The sequence below is a fragment of the Kitasatospora sp. NPDC101176 genome, assembly GCF_044768035.1.
In the GTDB taxonomy this organism is placed as follows: Bacteria; Actinomycetota; Actinomycetes; order Streptomycetales; family Streptomycetaceae; genus Kitasatospora.
In genome coordinates this window covers 111,734-129,397 of the sequence record NZ_JBIWPA010000008.1, presented here as the reverse complement: position 1 = coordinate 129,397, position 17,664 = coordinate 111,734, and the positions used below count along the sequence as shown (strand labels likewise).

General features: G+C 74.3%; 19 protein-coding genes and 1 pseudogene. 16 read left to right on the top strand and 4 right to left on the bottom strand.

Going from position 1 to position 17,664, the window contains the following annotated elements; all coding sequences use genetic code 11:
- The first annotated feature begins 4 nt into the window (after positions 1–4).
- From ACIRS1_RS14795 to ACIRS1_RS14770, 6 genes are all read left to right on the top strand, one after another.
- Complete coding sequence (locus tag ACIRS1_RS14795; protein ID WP_402839445.1) at positions 5–1,246, top strand: beta-ketoacyl synthase N-terminal-like domain-containing protein; 1,242 nt, start codon at positions 5–7, stop codon at positions 1,244–1,246.
- Positions 1,247–1,284: 38 nt separating this feature from the next.
- Complete coding sequence (locus ACIRS1_RS14790; RefSeq protein WP_360211346.1) at positions 1,285–1,545, top strand: acyl carrier protein; 261 nt, start codon at positions 1,285–1,287, stop codon at positions 1,543–1,545.
- Position 1,546: 1 nt separating this feature from the next.
- Positions 1,547–2,002 carry an SRPBCC family protein gene (locus tag ACIRS1_RS14785; protein ID WP_360211348.1) on the top strand — a complete coding sequence of 152 codons (456 nt, stop codon included), beginning with the start codon at positions 1,547–1,549 and terminating at the stop codon, positions 2,000–2,002.
- Entirely contained in the window at positions 1,999–2,328 is a 330-nt protein-coding gene (locus tag ACIRS1_RS14780; RefSeq protein WP_360211350.1) for a TcmI family type II polyketide cyclase, read from the top strand. Before ACIRS1_RS14785 ends, ACIRS1_RS14780 begins: the two co-directional genes overlap by 4 nt.
- A gap of 338 nt (positions 2,329–2,666) precedes the next feature.
- Positions 2,667–3,143, top strand: a complete 477-nt coding sequence (locus ACIRS1_RS14775) for a hypothetical protein (protein ID WP_402839443.1) — start codon at positions 2,667–2,669, stop codon at positions 3,141–3,143.
- Positions 3,144–3,262: 119 nt separating this feature from the next.
- A complete protein-coding gene (locus ACIRS1_RS14770) occupies positions 3,263–3,970 on the top strand; it encodes a class F sortase (RefSeq protein ID WP_402839440.1) in 708 nt (235 codons plus the stop codon).
- A gap of 75 nt (positions 3,971–4,045) precedes the next feature.
- Here ACIRS1_RS14770 and ACIRS1_RS14765 read toward each other — a convergent pair whose 3' ends face one another.
- The gene (locus tag ACIRS1_RS14765; RefSeq protein WP_387903982.1) at positions 4,046–5,077 is read right to left on the bottom strand and encodes a methyltransferase; all 1,032 of its coding nucleotides are present in this window, start codon (positions 5,075–5,077) and stop codon (positions 4,046–4,048) included.
- A gap of 76 nt (positions 5,078–5,153) precedes the next feature.
- Positions 5,154–6,239 (bottom strand): nitrous oxide reductase family maturation protein NosD, encoded by a 1,086-nt coding sequence (locus ACIRS1_RS14760; RefSeq protein WP_387903979.1) that lies wholly within the window; start codon positions 6,237–6,239, stop codon positions 5,154–5,156.
- 306 nt (positions 6,240–6,545) lie between these two features.
- Here ACIRS1_RS14760 and ACIRS1_RS14755 point away from each other — a divergent pair, with 306 nt between their 5' ends.
- Together ACIRS1_RS14755 and ACIRS1_RS14750 are read left to right on the top strand one after the other, a co-directional pair.
- Positions 6,546–7,487, top strand: coding sequence for a deoxyribonuclease IV (locus ACIRS1_RS14755; protein WP_402839437.1), 942 nt, complete (start codon positions 6,546–6,548; stop codon positions 7,485–7,487).
- Between the two features lie 175 nt (positions 7,488–7,662).
- A complete protein-coding gene (locus tag ACIRS1_RS14750; RefSeq protein ID WP_402839435.1) occupies positions 7,663–9,759 on the top strand; it encodes an MMPL family transporter in 2,097 nt (698 codons plus the stop codon).
- A 151-nt stretch (positions 9,760–9,910) separates the two neighbouring features.
- Here the strand turns inward: ACIRS1_RS14750 and ACIRS1_RS14745 are convergent, their stop codons facing one another.
- Positions 9,911–10,132, bottom strand: coding sequence for a hypothetical protein (locus ACIRS1_RS14745; protein ID WP_360211364.1), 222 nt, complete (start codon positions 10,130–10,132; stop codon positions 9,911–9,913).
- A gap of 600 nt (positions 10,133–10,732) precedes the next feature.
- On the opposite strand from ACIRS1_RS14745, the gene ACIRS1_RS14740 reads away from it, so the two are divergent.
- The 6 genes and pseudogenes from ACIRS1_RS14740 to ACIRS1_RS14715 all read left to right on the top strand — a co-directional run bounded on the left by ACIRS1_RS14740 (position 10,733) and on the right by ACIRS1_RS14715 (position 15,133).
- The gene (locus ACIRS1_RS14740; RefSeq protein WP_402839433.1) at positions 10,733–11,380 is read left to right on the top strand and encodes an HNH endonuclease family protein; all 648 of its coding nucleotides are present in this window, start codon (positions 10,733–10,735) and stop codon (positions 11,378–11,380) included.
- A gap of 208 nt (positions 11,381–11,588) precedes the next feature.
- A complete protein-coding gene (locus ACIRS1_RS14735) occupies positions 11,589–11,972 on the top strand; it encodes a peptidoglycan-binding domain-containing protein (RefSeq protein WP_360211368.1) in 384 nt (127 codons plus the stop codon).
- A gap of 213 nt (positions 11,973–12,185) precedes the next feature.
- Positions 12,186–13,283 (top strand): N-acetylmuramoyl-L-alanine amidase, encoded by a 1,098-nt coding sequence (locus ACIRS1_RS14730; RefSeq protein WP_402839431.1) that lies wholly within the window; start codon positions 12,186–12,188, stop codon positions 13,281–13,283.
- 230 nt (positions 13,284–13,513) lie between these two features.
- Positions 13,514–13,756: pseudogene (locus ACIRS1_RS14725) on the top strand (peptidoglycan-binding protein); the annotation flags it as partial.
- A gap of 18 nt (positions 13,757–13,774) precedes the next feature.
- Positions 13,775–14,239 carry a peptidoglycan-binding protein gene (locus ACIRS1_RS14720; protein WP_402839684.1) on the top strand — a complete coding sequence of 155 codons (465 nt, stop codon included), beginning with the start codon at positions 13,775–13,777 and terminating at the stop codon, positions 14,237–14,239.
- A gap of 129 nt (positions 14,240–14,368) precedes the next feature.
- Complete coding sequence (locus ACIRS1_RS14715; RefSeq protein ID WP_387903968.1) at positions 14,369–15,133, top strand: D-Ala-D-Ala carboxypeptidase family metallohydrolase; 765 nt, start codon at positions 14,369–14,371, stop codon at positions 15,131–15,133.
- Positions 15,134–15,266: 133 nt separating this feature from the next.
- On the opposite strand, the gene ACIRS1_RS14710 is transcribed toward ACIRS1_RS14715, so the two are convergent.
- The gene (locus ACIRS1_RS14710) at positions 15,267–15,749 is read right to left on the bottom strand and encodes a helix-turn-helix domain-containing protein (protein WP_402839429.1); all 483 of its coding nucleotides are present in this window, start codon (positions 15,747–15,749) and stop codon (positions 15,267–15,269) included.
- A 450-nt stretch (positions 15,750–16,199) separates the two neighbouring features.
- Here ACIRS1_RS14710 and ACIRS1_RS14705 point away from each other — a divergent pair, with 450 nt between their 5' ends.
- Positions 16,200–17,141, top strand: a complete 942-nt coding sequence (locus ACIRS1_RS14705) for a helix-turn-helix domain-containing protein (protein WP_402839427.1) — start codon at positions 16,200–16,202, stop codon at positions 17,139–17,141.
- 293 nt (positions 17,142–17,434) lie between these two features.
- Positions 17,435–17,623 (top strand): DUF1508 domain-containing protein, encoded by a 189-nt coding sequence (locus tag ACIRS1_RS14700; RefSeq protein ID WP_360211380.1) that lies wholly within the window; start codon positions 17,435–17,437, stop codon positions 17,621–17,623.
- The last annotated feature ends 41 nt before the right edge of the window (positions 17,624–17,664 follow it).

Sequence of the window (17,664 nt, the reverse complement as noted above, 5' to 3'; positions counted from 1 at the left end):
TTCCATGACGTCACGTCAGCAGGGCCGCCGGGCGGTGGTCACCGGCCTCGGCGTGGTGGCGCCGAACGGCGTGGGGGCCGACGCCTTCTGGAAGGCCACCAGGCAGGGCGTGAGCGTCCTCGACCGGATATCCCGCGAGGGCTGCACCGGGCTGCCGCTGCGCATCGCGGGCCAGGTGCAGGACTTCGAACCGCGGGCCGCGATCGACAGCCGCTACCTGGTGCAGACCGACCGGTTCACGCACTACGCGATGGCGGCCGCCGACCTCGCGGTGGCGGACGCCGGGTTCCGACCCGACCCCGAACAGCCCTTCGCGGTCGGCGTGGTCACCGCGGCCGGCTCCGGCGGCGGCGAGTTCGGCCAGCGCGAGCTCCAGCAGCTCTGGGGCCAGGGGCCGCAGTTCGTCGGCCCGTACCAGTCCATCGCGTGGTTCTACGCGGCCAGCACCGGCCAGATCTCGATCCGCGGCGGCTACAAGGGCCCCTGCGGGGTGGTCGCCGCCGACGAGGCCGGCGGCCTGGACGCGCTCGCGCACGCCGCCCGCTCGATCGAGCGCGGCACCGACGCGGTGGTGGTCGGCGCGGCCGAGGCCCCGCTGGCGCCGTACTCGATGGTCTGCCAGCTCGGCTACCCCGAGCTGAGCCTCGCCGACCGGCCCGAACGGGCCTACCTGCCGTTCACCGCACAGGCCTGCGGCTTCGCCCCCGCCGAGGGAGGCGCGATGCTGCTGCTGGAGGACGAGCAGGCCGCCCGGCGGCGCGGCGCCACCGTCCGGGCCCACCTGGCCGGGCACGGCGCCACCTTCTCCGGGGCCTCCCGCTGGGAGGCCTCCCGCGAGGGGCTGGCCGCCGCGATCCGGATCGCCCTGGACGAGGCCAGGATCGCGCCCGAGGAGATCGACGTGGTCTTCGCGGACGCGCTCGGCGTCCCGGCCGCCGACCGGGCCGAGGCGCTCGCCCTGGCCGACGCGCTCGGCCCGTCCGCCGAGAACGTGCCGGTCACCGCACCCAAGTCCGGGATCGGCAGGGCCTACTGCGGCGCCCCGATGCTCGACGTGGCCGCCGCCGTCCTGGCCATGGAGGACGGCGTGCTGCCGCCCACCCCCAACGTCACCGAGGTCTGCCACGAGCTCGCCCTGGTGACCGGCCGCGCCCGTCCGGCCGAACTGCGCACCGCACTGGTGCTCAGCCGCGGGCTGATGGGCTCCAACTCCGCGCTGGTGCTCCGGCGCGGGGACGCGGCCTGAACCCCCACCGCACCACCCCAGTCTGAAGGGACACCCCCGTGAGCAACACCCTCAGCTATCCCGAACTGGCCGCCCTGATCCAGACCCGGGCCGGCGTCTCCGTCGACCCGCTGGACCTGGAGCGCCCGGGCGCCCAGTTCGACGACTTCGGCGTCGACTCGCTCGGACTGCTCGGCGTCGTCGGCGAGCTGGAGAACCGGCACAACCTCAAGGTCACCTCGGGCGCCGAGTCGGCCAAGAGCCCCGCCGAGTTCCTGGAGCTGGTCAACACCTCCCTGGCCGCGAAGGCGGGTGCCTGAGATGCCCGGACACACGGACAACGAGATCGTCATCGCCGCCCCCCTGGACCTGGTCTGGGAGATCACCAACGACCTGGAGAACTGGCCGGACCTCTTCAGCGAGTACGCCTCGGTCGAGGTGCTGCAGCGCGAGGGCGACAGCGTCCGGTTCCGGCTCACCATGCACCCGGACGAGAACGGCCAGGTGTGGAGCTGGGTCTCCGAGCGCACCACCGACAAGGCCGGGCTCGCGGTGAGCGCCCGCCGGGTCGAGCCCGGCCCGTTCGAGTTCATGGACATCCGCTGGGAGTACGCCGAGGTCCCGGCCGGGACCCGGATGCGCTGGATCCAGGACTTCGCGATGAAGCCCACCGCCCCGGTCGACGACGACGGCATGGTCAACCACATCAACAAGAACTCCCGGATCCAGATGCAGCTGATCCGCGAGAAGGTCGAGAAGCGGGCGGAGGAGAAGTGACCGGGACGCACCGCGCGCTGATCGTCGCCCGGATGAAGCCGGAGGCCGCCCCGGACATCGCCGAGGTGTTCGCCGCGTCCGACCAGGGCGAACTGCCGCACCTGATCGGGGTCACCGGCCGCAGCCTCTTCCAGTTCGGTGACGTCTACCTGCACCTCATCGAGGCCGACCGCCCGCCGGGCCCGGCCGTCTCCAAGGTCGTCGGCCACCCGGAGTTCCGGTCCGTCAGCGACCGCCTGACCGCCTTCGTCCAGGCCTACGACCCCGCCACCTGGCGCGAGCCGAAGGACGCGATGGCGCGCGAGTTCTACCGCTGGGAACGCTGAGCCCGCTCACCGCTCCGCACGTCCTGGGCCCGCCCCCGGCTCTCCGCCGGGGGCGGGCCCACGCGCGCGTCCGGCACGTCCGCACCGGCCGCGGGGCGGCGCCGGACGACGGGTCCGCACCGGCCGCGGGGCCGATTCACCCGGACCGCCGGGGCACTCGGGTGAACACACCCGAGACTCCACCCGAAGGGCGCACGGAGCGTACCGGCACTGCCACGCTCCGGTGGCAGGCGGCCGCACGGTGGATGACGGTAGTTCAGGCGCACCCCTCGCGAGTCCACTTGTCCGGCGACGTGCCGGCGGTCGCGACGGGTCCGCGGATCGGAAGGATCATCCTCATGCGTTCTGCACGCACGCTGCTCACCGGAGCGGCCGTCGCCGCCGTCCTCACCGTCGGCGCCCCCATGGCCTTCGCCGACGGCTCCTCCGACCAGGGCAAGAACCTCACCTGGCAGGAGAAGTCGGACAAGAACACCGGGACCGACAGTTCGAAGAGCTACGACGACAAGAAGGCCGGGAGCGCGCCCACAGAGGAGCACAAGGCCTCCGACGGCAAGCCCATGGACAGCAAGGGCTCCGAAGGCAAGGGCTACGAGGGCAAGGGCTCCGAGGGGAAGGGCTCGGAGGGCAAGGGCTACGAGGGCAAGGGCGAGGACTCCAAGACCCCGCACGGCGGCGTGCACACCGGCGGCGGCGGGCTGGCCCTGTCCGGCGGCGGGCTCGCCTCCGGCGCGGTGCTGCTGCTCGGCGGCCTGGGCGCCGGGGCGGTCGCGCTGCGCCGCGGCCGCCGCACCTCCGCCGGCGCCACCGCCTGACGCCGACGCTGCCGCCTCTGGGCGCCTCCCCCTCACGGGTGGGGCGCACGGGGGCGGCGCGCCGTTGCGGGGGTCCGTGAGCGCCCCCGGACGAGGAGAGACGAGGAGGAGAAGGAGCGATGGGCGGTCCCGTCTCCGGAATGCCCCGACTGCTGCGCGGGGGGATGGGCGCGGCGGCGGTCGGTCTGCTGCTGATCTACAACTCGGTGGACACCGAGCCGGCCGACGACCCGGCGGCCGCCCCGGCCGCTCCCCCGGCGGCGTCCGCACCGGCCACCCCGGGGCCGACGACGCCCGCCGCCGCGACGTCGCCGGCCGCCGCGAAGCCGAGCCCGGCGGCCGCGCCCGCGGCACCGGCGCTGAAGCCCGCCAAGCCCACCCGGCTGCGGATCCCGCAGATCGGGGTGGACGCACCGTTCACCGAGCTGACCCTCAACGCGGCCGGCCAGCTCAACGCGCCGCCGCCGGACGACAAGAACCTGGTCGGCTGGTACCGGGACGGCGTCACCCCCGGCGAGCGCGGCAGCTCGGTGGTCGCCGGGCACGTGGACACCACCAAGGGCCCGGCGGTGTTCCTGCTGCTGAGCCTGCTGCTGCCGGGCAACAAGGTCGAGGTGACCCGCGCGGACGGCACGGTCGCGGTGTTCGCGGTGGACGAGGTGGAGACCTACGCCAAGAACGCCTTCCCCGACCAGAAGGTCTACGGGAAGACGCCCGACGCCCAGCTGCGGCTGATCACCTGCGGCGGCACCTACGACAAGAAGCGGAAGGACTACCTCGACAACGTGGTGGTCTTCGCGCACCTGGAGTCCTCGCGCAAGGCCTGACGGACCCCGGACGCGGACGACCGCCGGTCCCCTCGGGGGCCGGCGGTCGTCCGTTCCGTCGCGCGCGGGTGCCGCTCAGCCGCGCACGGTGGCCTCGAAGGCGTGCAGGTAGGGGTTGACGGGGCGGACGACCGCGACGTCCAGTCCGGCCTCCTCCATCAGCCGCACCATGCTCGCCTCGGAGTGCTTGGCGCCGCCGACGTTGAGCATCAGCAGCAGGTCCATCGCCGTGGTGAAGCGCATCGACGGGCTGTCGTCGACCAGGTTCTCCACCACCACGACCCGGGCCCCCGGACGGGCGGCGGCGACCACGTTGGCGAGGGTGCGCCGGGTGCTCTCGTCGTCCCACTCCAGGATGTTCTTGATGATGTAGAGGTCGGCGCGGACCGGGATGTCGATCCGGCAGTCGCCGGGCACCAGCCGGGCGCGGGCGGAGAACGCGCCGCCGTCCTGCAGCCGGGCGTCCGCGCCGGCGACCACCTTGGGCAGGTCCAGCAGGGTGCCGTGCAGGGCCGGGTGCTTCTCCAGCAGGCTGGCCAGGACGTGGCCCTGGCCGCCGCCGATGTCGACCACCGAGTCCACGCCGGTGAGGTCCAGGTACTCGGCGAAGTCCTGGGCGGACTGCCGGCTGGAGGTCGTCATCGCCTTGTCGAAGACCTTGGCGGAGTCGCCCCCGTCGCTGTGCAGGTAGTCGAAGAACTCCTTGCCGAACAGCTCGGGGAAGACGTTGCGGCCGGAGCGCACCGCCTCGTCCAGCTTGGGCCAGGCCTCCCAGGTCCACGGCTCGGTGCACCAGAGGGAGATGTAGCGCAGCGAGTTGGGGGCGTCCTCGCGCAGCAGCCGGGACATCTCGGTGTGCTCGAAGCGGTCGTCGGCGGTCTCGGCGAAGATGCCGTAGCAGGTGAGCGCGCGCATCAGCCGGCGCAGCTGGCGGGGCTCGGTGTCCAGGGCGGCGGCGAGGTCGGTCACGGCGGTCGGGGTGTCCCCGAGGGCGTCGGCCACGCCGAGCCGGGCGGCCGCGCGGACGGCCGCGGCGCAGGCGGCGCCGAAGACGAGCTCGCGCAGGCGCATCGCGGCCTGGGGACTGGTGGCGGGTGCGGTGGTCATGGGCGGTCTTCCTTGTCGACGGGTGGGGTGGCCGGGGTCGGGCGCGGTCCGGGTGCGGGGCCGGCGGGGCACGGGCTCAGCAGCGGCCGGAAGGCTCGGAGCGGTCGCAGGTGTTGCGGGAGAAGGTGTTGGCGCCGGCAGTGTCGCGGTCGGCGATGTCGGCCGGGCTGTTGCCGCTCAGGCGGTTGTCGGAGACGGTCGCCCGGGCGTTGGAGACGCCGACGACGCTCTTGAACAGCACGATGCCGCCGGAGAAGTCCGAGCTGCCGACGTTGTCGTGCACCTCGTTGTCGGTGACCCGGGTGTCCTCGGTGCCGGTGAGCACGATGCCGGCGCCCTGGATGGCGCCCAGGCGCGGGTTGGCCGGGCAGAACCGGTTGTTGGCGACGACCCGGTTCTTCCGGACGTCGAGGTCCCCGGCCCGCGGGACGCCCTCGTCGCCGACCACGAACACGCCGCCGCAGTTGCCGGTGATCTCGTTGCCCTGGACGGCGAGCCCGCGCAGGCGGCGGACGGTGACGCCGACCCGGTTGCCGGTCAGCACGTTGCCCTCCACGACGGTCCCGCCGGTGTCGGGCGCGCCGCCCTCGCGGTAGGCGTAGTTGGCCAGGAACACGCCGGACTGGCCGTTGTCGACCGAGCGGTTGCCGACGATGGCGGCCCGGGTGGACATCTCCTGGCTGATGCCCTGCTGGGCGTTGTCGTGGACGTAGGTGGCGCGCACGGCCAGGCCGGTGGTGCCGCTGGCGTCGATGCCGTTCCTGGTGAAGCCGGTGACGGCGAGGGCCTCGACCGTGACGTCCGCCAGCGGGGCCGCCTCGGTGCCGACCACGCAGATGCCGTGCCCGGCGGTGGCGCAGGCGTTCTCCGTGCCGTCCCCGGGGGTGATCACGCTGGCCGGGCCGGAGCCCCGCAGGGTGAGGCCGGGCGTGGTGATGCGGACGCTGCCGCGGAAGGTGCCGGGGAGGAGCTGGATCGTGTCGCCGGACTTCGCGGCGTCGACGGCCTGCTGCACCGATGCGCCCGCGGGGACGAGGTGCAGCGTGCCCTGCTCGGCGGCGTGCGCCGCGGGCACGGCGGCCAGGGTGGCGAGGGCGGTGGTCAGGGCGGTGGTGGCGGCCGCGGCGGCCGCGGCGAGGTGGTGGACCCGTCGCGTGGGCATGAGTGGTGACCTGTCTCTCCGGCGCGCTCGGGGATGCGGCCGGGGCCGGCCGGGCGGCGCTGTGGTACGCGGTGTGCGGGACTGGGACCGACGCGGCGCACGCGTTGACGCGCCGTGTGCGGGTGGTGACGGCCGGTGGGTGCGGCCGAGTCGACGCTAAGGGCGGCCGGGTGGGCCCGCCACCAGGGCTGGGCTGCGGGACTGACGGGGCGTCGGCCGACCGCGTGGCCGGGGTGCGCGGCGGGGGCACGGACGGCCGGCCGGGGCGCGCGGCGGGGGTGGCGGCCGCGTGACATCCTCGGGGCCATGACCACCGCACCCGCCGCGCCGCTCAGCACCGTCCGCAACCCGATCGGCGCCCACGTCCCGGTGGCCGCCCGCGGGCTCGCCGGGACGGGCCTGGCCTACGCGCGGCGGGTCGGCGCCGAGACGGTGCAGGTGTTCGTGGCCAACCCGCGCGGCTGGGCCACTCCCCCCGGCAACCCGGCCCAGGACGAGGAGTTCCGGGCCACCTGCGCCGAGCAGGGCGTCCCCGCCTGGGTGCACGCGCCCTACCTGATCAACTTCGGCTCGGACAACCCCGCCACCCGCGAACGCTCCGCCGACTCGCTGCGCCACTCCCTGCGCCGCGGGCACGCGATCGGCGCGCTCGGCGTCGTCCTGCACACCGGCTCGGCCGTCGGCACCGCGCCCGGCGGCGGCTCCCGCCGGGCCGAGGCGATGGCCCAGGTCCGGGCCGACGTGCGGCCGCTGCTGGACGAACTGGACGCCCTCGGCGGGGACGCCCCCTGGCTGCTGCTGGAGCCGACCGCCGGCCAGGGCAACTCGCTCTGCTCCCGGCTGGAGCAGCTCGCCGAGTACGTCGAGGCGCTGGACGGCCACCCCAGGGTCGGCGTCTGCCTGGACACCTGCCACGCCTTCGCCGCCGGCCACGACCTCGCGGAGCCCGGCGGCGTCACGGCCGCGCTCGACGCGCTGGCCGCCGCGGCCGGCCCGGGCCGGCTGCGGCTCATCCACGCGAACGACTCCGAGGACGTCGTCGGCGCCCGCAAGGACCGGCACGCCAACATCGGCGCCGGGATGATCGGCGCGGAGCCGTTCCGCGAGCTGTTCGAGCACCCGGAGACGGCGGGCGTCCCGCTGGTCGTGGAGACCCCGGACCGCAAGCACGGCGGGGACGGCACCGGGCACGCGGCCGACATCGCCCTGCTCAAGGAGCTGCGCGACCGGGCCGCCGTCCACGTCTGACCCACCCGGGCTGCCGGGCGCCGCCACCGGTGCGAGGCTGGAGCGCGTACCGCCTCCGGCCCTGTGGGGGACTTCCCATGAGTGAGCGTTGCCAGCCAGACGTCCAACGGTGCGCGCGGGCGCAGGCCCCGGCCGTACCGGGCCGACCGGGCCGACCGGGCACCGGGGAGCGCCGATGAGCCCGGCCGGGCGGCTCGCCGCCCTGCCGTGCGGGCGCCGGGGCAAGTGGGTGGTGCTCGGCCTGTGGCTGGTGCTGCTGATCGCCACCGGCCCGCTCGCCGGGAAGCTGATGGGCGCCGAGGACAACCAGGCCTCCAGCTGGCTGCCCGGCGACGCCGAGTCCACCCGGGTGCTCACCGAACAGCGGGCCTTCCAGCCGGTGGACACCGCGCAGGCGGTGGTGGTGTACCAGCGGCCGGGCGGCATCACCCCGGCCGACCGGGCCGAGGCCGCCCGCGACGCCACGGCCTTCGCCTCCGCCCCGCACGTGGTCGGGACGGTGGTCGGCCCGGTGGTATCGGCCGACGGCCAGGCCATGCAGACCATCGTGCCGGTCGACATCGGCACCAACGGCTGGAACGACCTCAAGCCCGCCGTCGACAGCATGCGCAGCACGGCCGCCGACGGCAGCAACGGCATGACCACCCACGTGACCGGCCCCGCCGGGGTCGGCGCCGACCAGGCCGAGGCCTTCGCGGGCATCGACGGCACCCTGCTGGCCGCCACCGTCAGCGTGGTGATCGTCCTGCTGCTGCTCACCTACCGCAGCCCGGTGCTGTGGGCGCTGCCGCTGGTCTCCGCCGCCGGCGCGCTGATCGTCTCCCAGGCGATCATCTACCTGCTCGCCGAACACACCGGACTGACCGTCAACGCGCAGAGCGCCGGAATCCTGATCGTGCTGGTCCTCGGCGCCGGGACGGACTACGCGCTGCTGCTCACCGCCCGCTACCGCGAGGAGCTGCGCCGGCACGAGGACCGGCACGAGGCGATGGCCTTCGCCCTGCACCGGGCCGGGCCCGCCATCCTCGCCTCCTCGGCGACGGTGGTCGCCTCGATGCTCTGCCTGCTGATCGCCGAGATGAACTCCACCAGCGGCCTCGGACCGGTCTGCGCGATCGGCGTGCTCGTCGCCCTGTTCGCCATGCTGACCCTGCTGCCGGCCCTGCTGGTGATCGCCGGACGGTGGGTGTTCTGGCCGGTCAAGCCCGACTACGACACCCCGGAACCGACCAGGACCGGCCGCTGGGCGCACATCGGGGCGTGGATCGGCCGCCGGCCGCGCTCCGTCTGGATCGGCACCGCGCTGGCCCTCGCGGCCTGCTGCATCGGGCTGGTCTCGCTCAACGCCACCGGGCTCAGCACCGCCGGGAGCTTCACCGGCACACCGGACTCGGTGGTCGGCCAGCAGGTGCTGGAACAGCACTTCCCCGGCGGGACGGGTGCGCCGCTGACGATCATCTCGACCGAGGCCGGGGCCCCGGCCGTCCGGGCCGCCGCCGGGGCGACCGCCGGCGTGGCGGCCACCTCACCGCCGGTCGCCCACGAGGGGCAGGCGCTGTTCCAGGCCACGCTCACCGACCCGCCGGACAGCCAGGCCGCCAAGGACACCGTCGACCGGGTGCGGGCCTCCGTCCACGCCGTCCCGGGCGCGGACGCCAAGGTCGGCGGCAGCACGGCGGTCATCCTGGACGCCGGGCGCGCCGCCGCCGCCGACAACCGGGCGATCATCCCGCTGGTGCTCGGGGTGGTGCTGGTCATCCTGACCATCCTGCTCCGGGCGCTCACCGGGCCGCTGGTGCTGATCGCCACCGTGGTGCTGTCCTTCGCCGCGACGCTCGGGATCAGCGCCTTCTTCTTCGAGCACGTCTTCCACTTCGAGGGCCAGGACAACGCGTTCCCGCTGTTCGTGTTCGTCTTCCTCGTCGCCCTGGGGATCGACTACAACATCTTCCTGATGACGCGCGTCCGGGAGGAGGCCGTCCACCACGGCACCCGGCAGGGGGCGCTGACCGGCCTGTCCGCCACCGGTGGGGTGATCACCTCGGCCGGCCTGATCCTGGCCAGCACCTTCGCCGTGCTCGGCACGCTGCCGGTGGTGGGCTTCGCCGAGATCGGGTTCGCGGTGGCGCTGGGCGTCCTGATCGACACCCTGGTGGTGCGGTCGGTGCTGGTCACCGCGCTCACCATGGACATCGACCGGCACATGTGGTGGCCCAGCCGGCTCTCCCGGACGACGGGGCCGGGCGAGCGCGTCCCGGTCGAACAGGTGTGAGCCGGAACGCCGCGGCGGCCCGGCGGGGGTGACCGGAGGACCCCGCGGGAGGACGGCGGCCCGGCGGGGGTAGCCGGAGCGGCGCCCCCGCCGGACAGGCGTGAGCCCGGGGACCGCGCGGCGGTCCCCGGGCTCAGCCGATCACGAGCGGTCAGCCGCCGATCTCGAACTCGTCCTCGTGCTGGTGGGCGTTGAGCCAGTTGGCGTGCGGGCCGAACAGGCCGACACCAGCCGAACCCGACTCCAGGCTGGCCGAGCTCGACGAGCCGGACGCGTGGTGACCGCCCGCCACGGCCGCGGTCGGCACCGCGACGACGGCGCCGACGACCGCCGTGACCACGGCGAGCTTGCGGATGTTCCCACGAAGCGACATCTGATGTCCTCTTGGTTGGTGTCTGGTCCTCGCCCCGGGCCCCCGACCGACCGGTGGACCGTTCGACGGCGCGGGCGGACGCCCCCACGGGGAGGCGCCGCGCCAAGGTTTGCACACGAATCCGCACATTCCGCACGGAACCGCAACCGGACTGGGGCATCCGGGTGATGACGCCCCTCCCCCGAGTGAACGCCTTCGGACACCCGGGCGCAGCGCGGCCGAGGCGGTCGGCCGGCCCGGGGCGCTCCCGCCGTCCGCTCGGTCACGAGGGAACCGGTCCCGGGTCGCGGCGGCGTCCGCCGAGGCCTCGCGCCGATCCCGCCGCCCCCACCGCTCGCGCCGATCCCGCCGCTCGCACCGGTCGCGTCGATCCCGCCGAGCCCACCGCTCGCGCCGATCCCGCGGCTTCCGCCGCTCGCGCCGCGGTCGGCGCGCGCTCGGCCGCGCGGCCGTCTCCCCTGCCGTAAGCCCCGATTGTCCCGGTCCGCACCGGAGGTCACCAGGAATTTCCCGTCCCGGGTCTACCCGCGTAGCCAAAGGGTCGGCACACTAGCGCACGCAACTCACCAGTTTTTACTATCTGATGACGGAGCGTTCGCCATGGCCCCCTCCATATCCATCCGCCGGTTCCTGACCACGGCCCCCGCCGTCGCCGCGCTCACCGCCGCCACCGTGCTCACCGCGGTCGCCCCCGCCCAGGCCGCGCTGCCCACCCCGATATCCGCCGCCACCGCCCGCAGTTACCTCGCCGGGATGCCCGCCACCGCCGAGACCCACGGCGACAGCTACGACCGGACGCTGTTCCCGGCCTGGATCACCATCAGCGGCACCTGCGACACCCGCGAGTGGATCGTCAAGCGCGACGGCAGCAACGTCACCACCGACACCTCCTGCAAGGCCACCGGCGGCAGTTGGTCCTCCGTCTATGACAACGTCACCACCACCAACCCGTCGTCCTTCGACGTCGACCACCTGGTGCCGCTGGCGGAGGCCTGGGCCTCCGGGGCGTGGGCCTGGACCACCGCCCAGCGCCAGGCGTTCGCCAACGACGTCAGCCGGCCGCAGCTGCTCCTGGTCTCCGCGAGCAGCAACCGTTCCAAGGGCGACCGCGACCCCGCCGAGTGGCTGCCCCAGGCCTCGTACCAGTGCACGTACGCCCGGGCCTGGGTGCAGGTCAAGCAGTACTACAACCTCACCGTGGACAGCGCCGAGAAGACCGCGCTGACCGGCATCCTCAACAACTGCTGACGCCCCACCCGCACTTCCGGCCCGGCGCGGACCCCCGCACCGGGCCGGTGGCACGTCCCGGACCGCCGCGCGTCCCACGCCGCCGTCCCGGGACGCTCCGGGGACCGTCCCGGGACGGCGAACCGTGGTGGCCGGGGCCCTGCCGCTCCTAGCGTGGCGAGCGAAGGGTCCGCCGAGGGGGCGGACCGCACGAACCCCGAGGAGAACCGTGGTGATCCGTACCCTGGCCAAGCGCGCCGCCGTGGTGGCGGCGGCCTCCGCCGTCACCGTGACGATGCTGGCCGGCACCGCGAGCGCCAACACGCAGGTCGGCTACGTCGGTGACCACCAGGCCAACAACTGGACGGCGGTGTGGTGCGTCCAGCACGACATCAACCACTTCGCCCAGAACAGCTGGTACCCGCACATCGACGAGGACGGCTACTGGGGCCCGAAGACCAAGAACGCGGTGGTCTGGTTCCAGGGCCGGCTGATCAGCGGCGCCAAGTACGCCGACGGCATCGTGGGCCCGCGCACCGGGGACCTCCTGCTCGGCTACGGCGACGAGGACCAGGACGCCAAGTGCCGCGCCGCGCTGCCCACTTCCTCCTGACCGGAGCACGACGCGACGGCTGAGCCCGCTCCGCCCCGCCCCACCCGGGGCAGCGGCGCGGCCGATGCCGCCGCCCACGCACGCCGGTCGGCCGGGCGGCTCCCGGCCGACCGGCCCCCGCACCGGACCCGACGCCGCCCCCGCGCCACCGACCGGCCGGGGGCGGCGGCCTTCCCGCCCACCTCCCGACAGCCAGGAAACAGGTACCACCCGATGACCCAGGACTCCGCCCCGTCCCTCCCCGGCCGCCGTTCCGTCCTGGCCGGTGCGCTCGCGCTCGGCACCGGCGCCCTGCTCGGCACCGCCCTGCCCGCCACCGCGGCCCAGGCCGCCACCGCCCGGCAGACCGCCACCGGCCCGACGATCGCCGACACCGGCACGTGGGGCGCCCGCCCGTCCAGCAGCCCGATCAACGTGCTGGCCGGCGCGCCCGACAAGGTGATCGTGCACCACACCGCGACCGCCAACACCACGGACTACTCGCAGGCCGCCGCGTTCTCCCTGGCCCGCTCCATGCAGACCTACCAGATGGACAGCGAGGGCTGGATCGACACCGGCCAGCACTTCACCGTCAGCCGCGGCGGCTACGTCGTCGAGGGCCGCCACAACAGCCTCTCCACGCTGCGCAGCGGCACCCAGCACGTGGAGTCGGCGCACTGCACGTCGCAGAACACGGTGGCCATCGGCATCGAGAACGAGGGCACCTACAGCACCGTCGACCCGCGCAGCGAGCAGTACACCGCGCTCGTCGGCCTGATCACCTACATCTGCCAGCAGTACGGGCTGCGCGCCTACCAGGTCTACGGCCACCGGGACTTCAACAACACCGAGTGCCCCGGCGACCGCCTCTACGCGCTCATCCCGCAGATCCGCCGCGACGTGGCCGCGCGGATCGGCGGGGACCCGACCGGACCGGTGTGGCCGATGCTCTCCAACGGCGCCTCCGGGGAGAAGGTCAAGACCCTCCAGTACCTGCTGGTGCAGCACGGCGCGACCCTGACCGTGGACGGCTCCTACGGCCCCGCCACGCAGGCCGCCGTCACCGCCTTCCAGAACACCACGCACGCCGCCGCCGACGGCGTCGCCGGCAACCAGACGTGGAGCCAGGCCGTCTCCCCGCTCACCCGCGGCGCCTCCGGCAGCGCGGTGACCGCCGTGCAGAGCCAGCTCGTCGCGCACGGCGTCGCGCTGACGGTCGACGGCTCCTTCGGGCCGGGCACCCAGGCCGGCGTGGTGACCTTCCAGAAGTCGGCGGGCCTGCCCGCGGACGGCGTGGTGGACGCCCGCACCTGGAGCCGGCTGCTCGCCTGACACCCCGCTCCCCTCGCCGTTCCCCCGCCCCGCACGGACTCCGACGCCGTGCGGGGCGGGCCGCGTCGGCGCCCGAACCGGCCTGGTCAGCAGCTGTCTCCACCGAACCGGCCGGGGTGTCTCCACCCGCAGGTGGGACGTCCCAGGGACGCCGTGAAGCCTGGTGGGACGCCCCGGCGGCACGGAGAGTTGGCGGCACCGCCTGATCACCCGACAGGCACCCGGAGGGGATGACCGTGATACGAATCTCGGCCGCGCGCGGAGCCGCCGCAGCCACCCTGGCCTTCGTCACCCTGGCCCTGCTGCCCGCCCAGGCACAGGCGCAGGACTCGACCACCTGGGTCCAGCGCAACCTGGCCGGCATCGGCTACCTGCCCGCCAGCGGCGTCGACGGCACCTACGGCCCGAACACCAAGGCCGCGGTGCGCAGCTTCCAGCACGACAACGGGCTCGACGAGGACGGCGTCTACGGCGCCCGCACCGAACTCGCCCTGCACAACAAGGTCGCCGAGGTCCAGCGGGCCGTCGGCACGAGCGCCGACGGCGCCTACGGCCAGGGGACGGCCGGCGCCGTCACCAGCTGGCAGGGCGGCCACAGCCTGGACGCCGACGGCGTCGCCGGACCGGCCACCATGAACGCGCTGCACGTCGCCCGGACGGTGCAGATCACCGCCCAGTGGAAGTTCGGCAGCCACGGCTGGAGCGTCAACGGCCAGTTCGGCTGCCTGGACCAGATCTACGTCCACGAGAGCGGCTGGAAGGTCTACGCGACCAACCCGTCCTCCGGTGCGTACGGCATCCCGCAGGCGCTGCCGGGCACCAAGATGGCCTCCGCCGGCTCCGACTGGCAGACCAACCCGGCCACCCAGCTGGCCTGGGGCCTGGACTACATCAAGAGCCGCTACGGCGACCCGTGCTCGGCGTGGAGCTTCTGGCAGTCCCACAACTGGTACTGACCGGACGGGCACGACGCCCACACCCTCCCGCACCTCCCGCACGTCCCGCAGCTCCCCGGGCCCGCCCGGGGAGCTCCCGGCCGCAACCGGACCGGCACCGCCCACGCAACACTCCCCGAGGAGACCGATGTGAACAGCACTCCCCTCGACCGCCGCTCGCTGCTGCGCTACGGCACCGGCGCGGTGGCCGCAGCCGGAATCGCGGCGCTCACCGACGTGGCCCTCGCCCGCCCCGCGGCCGCCTACGGGTGGTCCGGCAACCTCGGCCAGGGCTCGTCCGGAGCCGCCGTGACCGAGCTCCAGATCCGCGTGGCGGGCTGGGCGGCGGACTCCGCATCCCAGACCTACGTGGCCGTGGACGGCTCCTTCGGGCCCGGCACGGCCGCCGCCGTGCGCCGCTTCCAGGCCGCGTACGGGCTGAGCGCCGACGGCGTGGCCGGCCCGCAGACCTTCGGGGCGCTGAACGCGCTCGAGAAGTCGGACGGCTCGACCGCCCACTTCAACTGGTCGGAGTTCACCAGCCACGACGGCGCGGGCTTCGGCGGCGGAAACGTCGGGTCCGGCGAGGTGCGGGAGAACGTCCGACGCACCATGTACAAGCTGGAGGCGCTGCGGAAGAAGGCCGGCGACCGGTCGATCACCGTCAACTCCGGATTCCGCAGCACCTCGTACAACGCCCAGGTCGGCGGCGCGGCCAACTCGATGCACACCTACGGCGTCGCCGCGGACATCGCCGTGTCGGGCCTCTCCACGCTCGCCGTCTACCGGATCGCCGAGACCTGCGGCTTCTCCGGCCTCGAGACGTACACCGTCTCGTGGCAGCACGTGGACAGCCGTGTCGAGCACGGCTCCTACGGGTCGGGCTCCTGGTGGTGGCAGGACGGCGTCGCCTGACGCCCCGTCCCCTGCCCCGAGCGGGGCGTGCGACGCGAGCGGCCCGTGGGCCCCGACCCCTCGCAGGGGGTCGGGGCCCACGGGCTTCGCGCGTGCGGCGCCTCGGGTGTGTGCGGCGCGGGCCGCGCGGCGGTCAGGCCCCGCGGCGGAACACCCGCCTGCCGGTGACGGCCAGTGCCACCCCCGCCGCGACCGTCAGGCCGAGCGGGACGGGCGTCCGCAGCAGGTACCCCAGCCGGCCGTCAGTGCGCGCTGCCCGCACACTGCCGCCGGCTCCGACCGCCGCGGGCCCGGCCGCCGCCCGGCCCTCGGCCGCACCGCCGGCCGCTCCGCCGGCCGGCTCCCCGTGAGCCGTGCGGCAGGCCTCCGCCCTGTTCCAGAGGTCGAGCAGACGCCCCGTGTCGCCCGCGCAGACGCCGGCGATGCTCTCCACGGCGTCCCGCGGCGGGAATTGCTTGCCGTTCACCCACCGCTCCCACGAGGACTTCGCGTAGTGCGTGCGTTCGCTGATCCCCGCGTACGTCAGGCCTGACCTGGCCTTCAGCAGCTGGAGTTCCCTGGTGAGCTCCCCGGCCGGGGCCGGAGTCGTGTTCTCGGCTGCCTGTCGGCTGCCCATGCTGTGTCCCCCGCTTCGTTCTGACGTGATCCGAGGTGATCGGTGTGGTGTCGTGAGGCCGTCGTCCCCGTCCTTCCGTCGGCGGCCCCTGCTCATCAGAGTGGTCTCCCCGGCTCCGGTGTTACCGGCAGGTTCAACTTTGCGACATCGGCAGGGCAGATTCGAGCCGCCGTCCGGCGCCCCAGCCGTCTCCGGGACGTCTCACCGCCCCGAGCTGCGACTTGAGACGCCGGCCCGGATCAAGTTGAGACACCACCGGCATACGGAGGGTGACGCTCCACCCCCGGATCGACCGGACACGACCGGGTTCGACCGGGGTCGAGCGGTCTCGACCGAGCTCCACCGGGAGGGATCGAAGACGGTCCGAATACCTCCGCTTTACGAAGTAGTCTGAAAGGCGATCAGTTTTCCCGCTCCCCGCGCCGACACGTCCCACGAGGTAATCACGCCATGAGCAAGGGCTGGCAGCCGTTCCCTGACGACCTCTCGGACGAATCCCGGGCGCTGGCCGAAGAGCTCCGCGCGGTCAAGGACACGCACCGGCTGTCCTTCGCCGACCTCGGGCGCAGGACCGGTCTCAGCAAGGCCTCCTGGGAGCGGTGGACGAACGGGAAGCGACTCATCGGCGAGCAGGCCCTGGACGCGCTGATCGCCGCGGTGGAGTGCGACGGCGACCGGCTGCACGCGCTGCTGCGCCGGGCCGAGGCCGCCCGGCAGCCGGGGTCCGCCGATCCCGGGGAGTCCGGCGCGGCGGCCGACGGGCAGTCCGACGGGCGATCCGCCGCGGAGCCGGTAGCCGAAGCCGTGCCGGCCGTGGCGGCCGTGGTCGCCCCGCCGGTGGTCGCCCGCCGGTGGCGGCCCGCCGCCCTGCTGGGCCTCGCGGTCGCCGCCGTGCTCGCCCTCCTCGCCGTCCTCTCCCCCGGCGACCGGGGCGACCGGCAGGACCGGGCGGCCCCGCCGCCACCGGCGACCGCCACGGACACCGGACCGGCACCGCTGTGCCAGGGCGCGGGGTGCGAGGACAAGGACCCGCACGCCATGGGGTGCGACGCCGACGAGCGCACCGTGATGACCGGCAACGTGGGCAAGGTGATCCTCTACGTCCACTACAGCCACCGCTGCCGCGCCGCCTGGGCCGGGATCACCGACGGCGGCCCGGGCGACAGCGCCACCATCACCACCGGCACCGGCCTGCACGAGACCGCCCTCATCCACTGGGGCTACGACAACTACTCGGCCATGGTCGACGCGAGCCCCGCCGACACCACCCTGCGCGTGTGCGGCACCCAGCAGAACGGCAGCGCCTGCACCGAGACCGTCAGCGACCCGGCCACCCGGGCCGCCGTCCTGACGCGGTCCGCCGACCCGGAGGCCGCACCCACCGGCCGGTGACCCCGGGCGTCCCTTGGGACGGGGACGGCGTCCCGGGGACGCCCGGACGTCCGGCGCCGGATCCACCCTCCGGCCGCCCGCCCGCCGTCGGGACCGGCGGCCACGGCGCCCCCACCACCCGCTGACGACCCGTCGGCCGGCAGGTGGTCCGCTCACCCGCCCCGGGCCGTTCCCGCTCCCCGGGGCCGGTGAGCGCCTCCTGACCCGAACGGGTCCGGCCGGCGGGCGGGCCGACGGGACGGGTCCTAGGTTGCGGTGTGTGGGGGTTACCTGAGCGAGAGGTGTCGACTGGCATGGCTGGCAAGTTCGAGCTGTACACGGACGAGAGCGGGATGCACCGGTTCCGGCTCAAGGCGAGCAACGGGACCATCGTGGTCACCGGCGACCCGCAGGAGAGCAAGGACGACTGCCTCAGGAGCATCGAGTCGATCCGCAAGCTCGCCCCGTACGCGGAGCTCAAGGAGTCCGCCGGGTCCCTCTGACGCGGTGCGGCACGGGAACGCGGGTCGGCGGTGCAAATCGC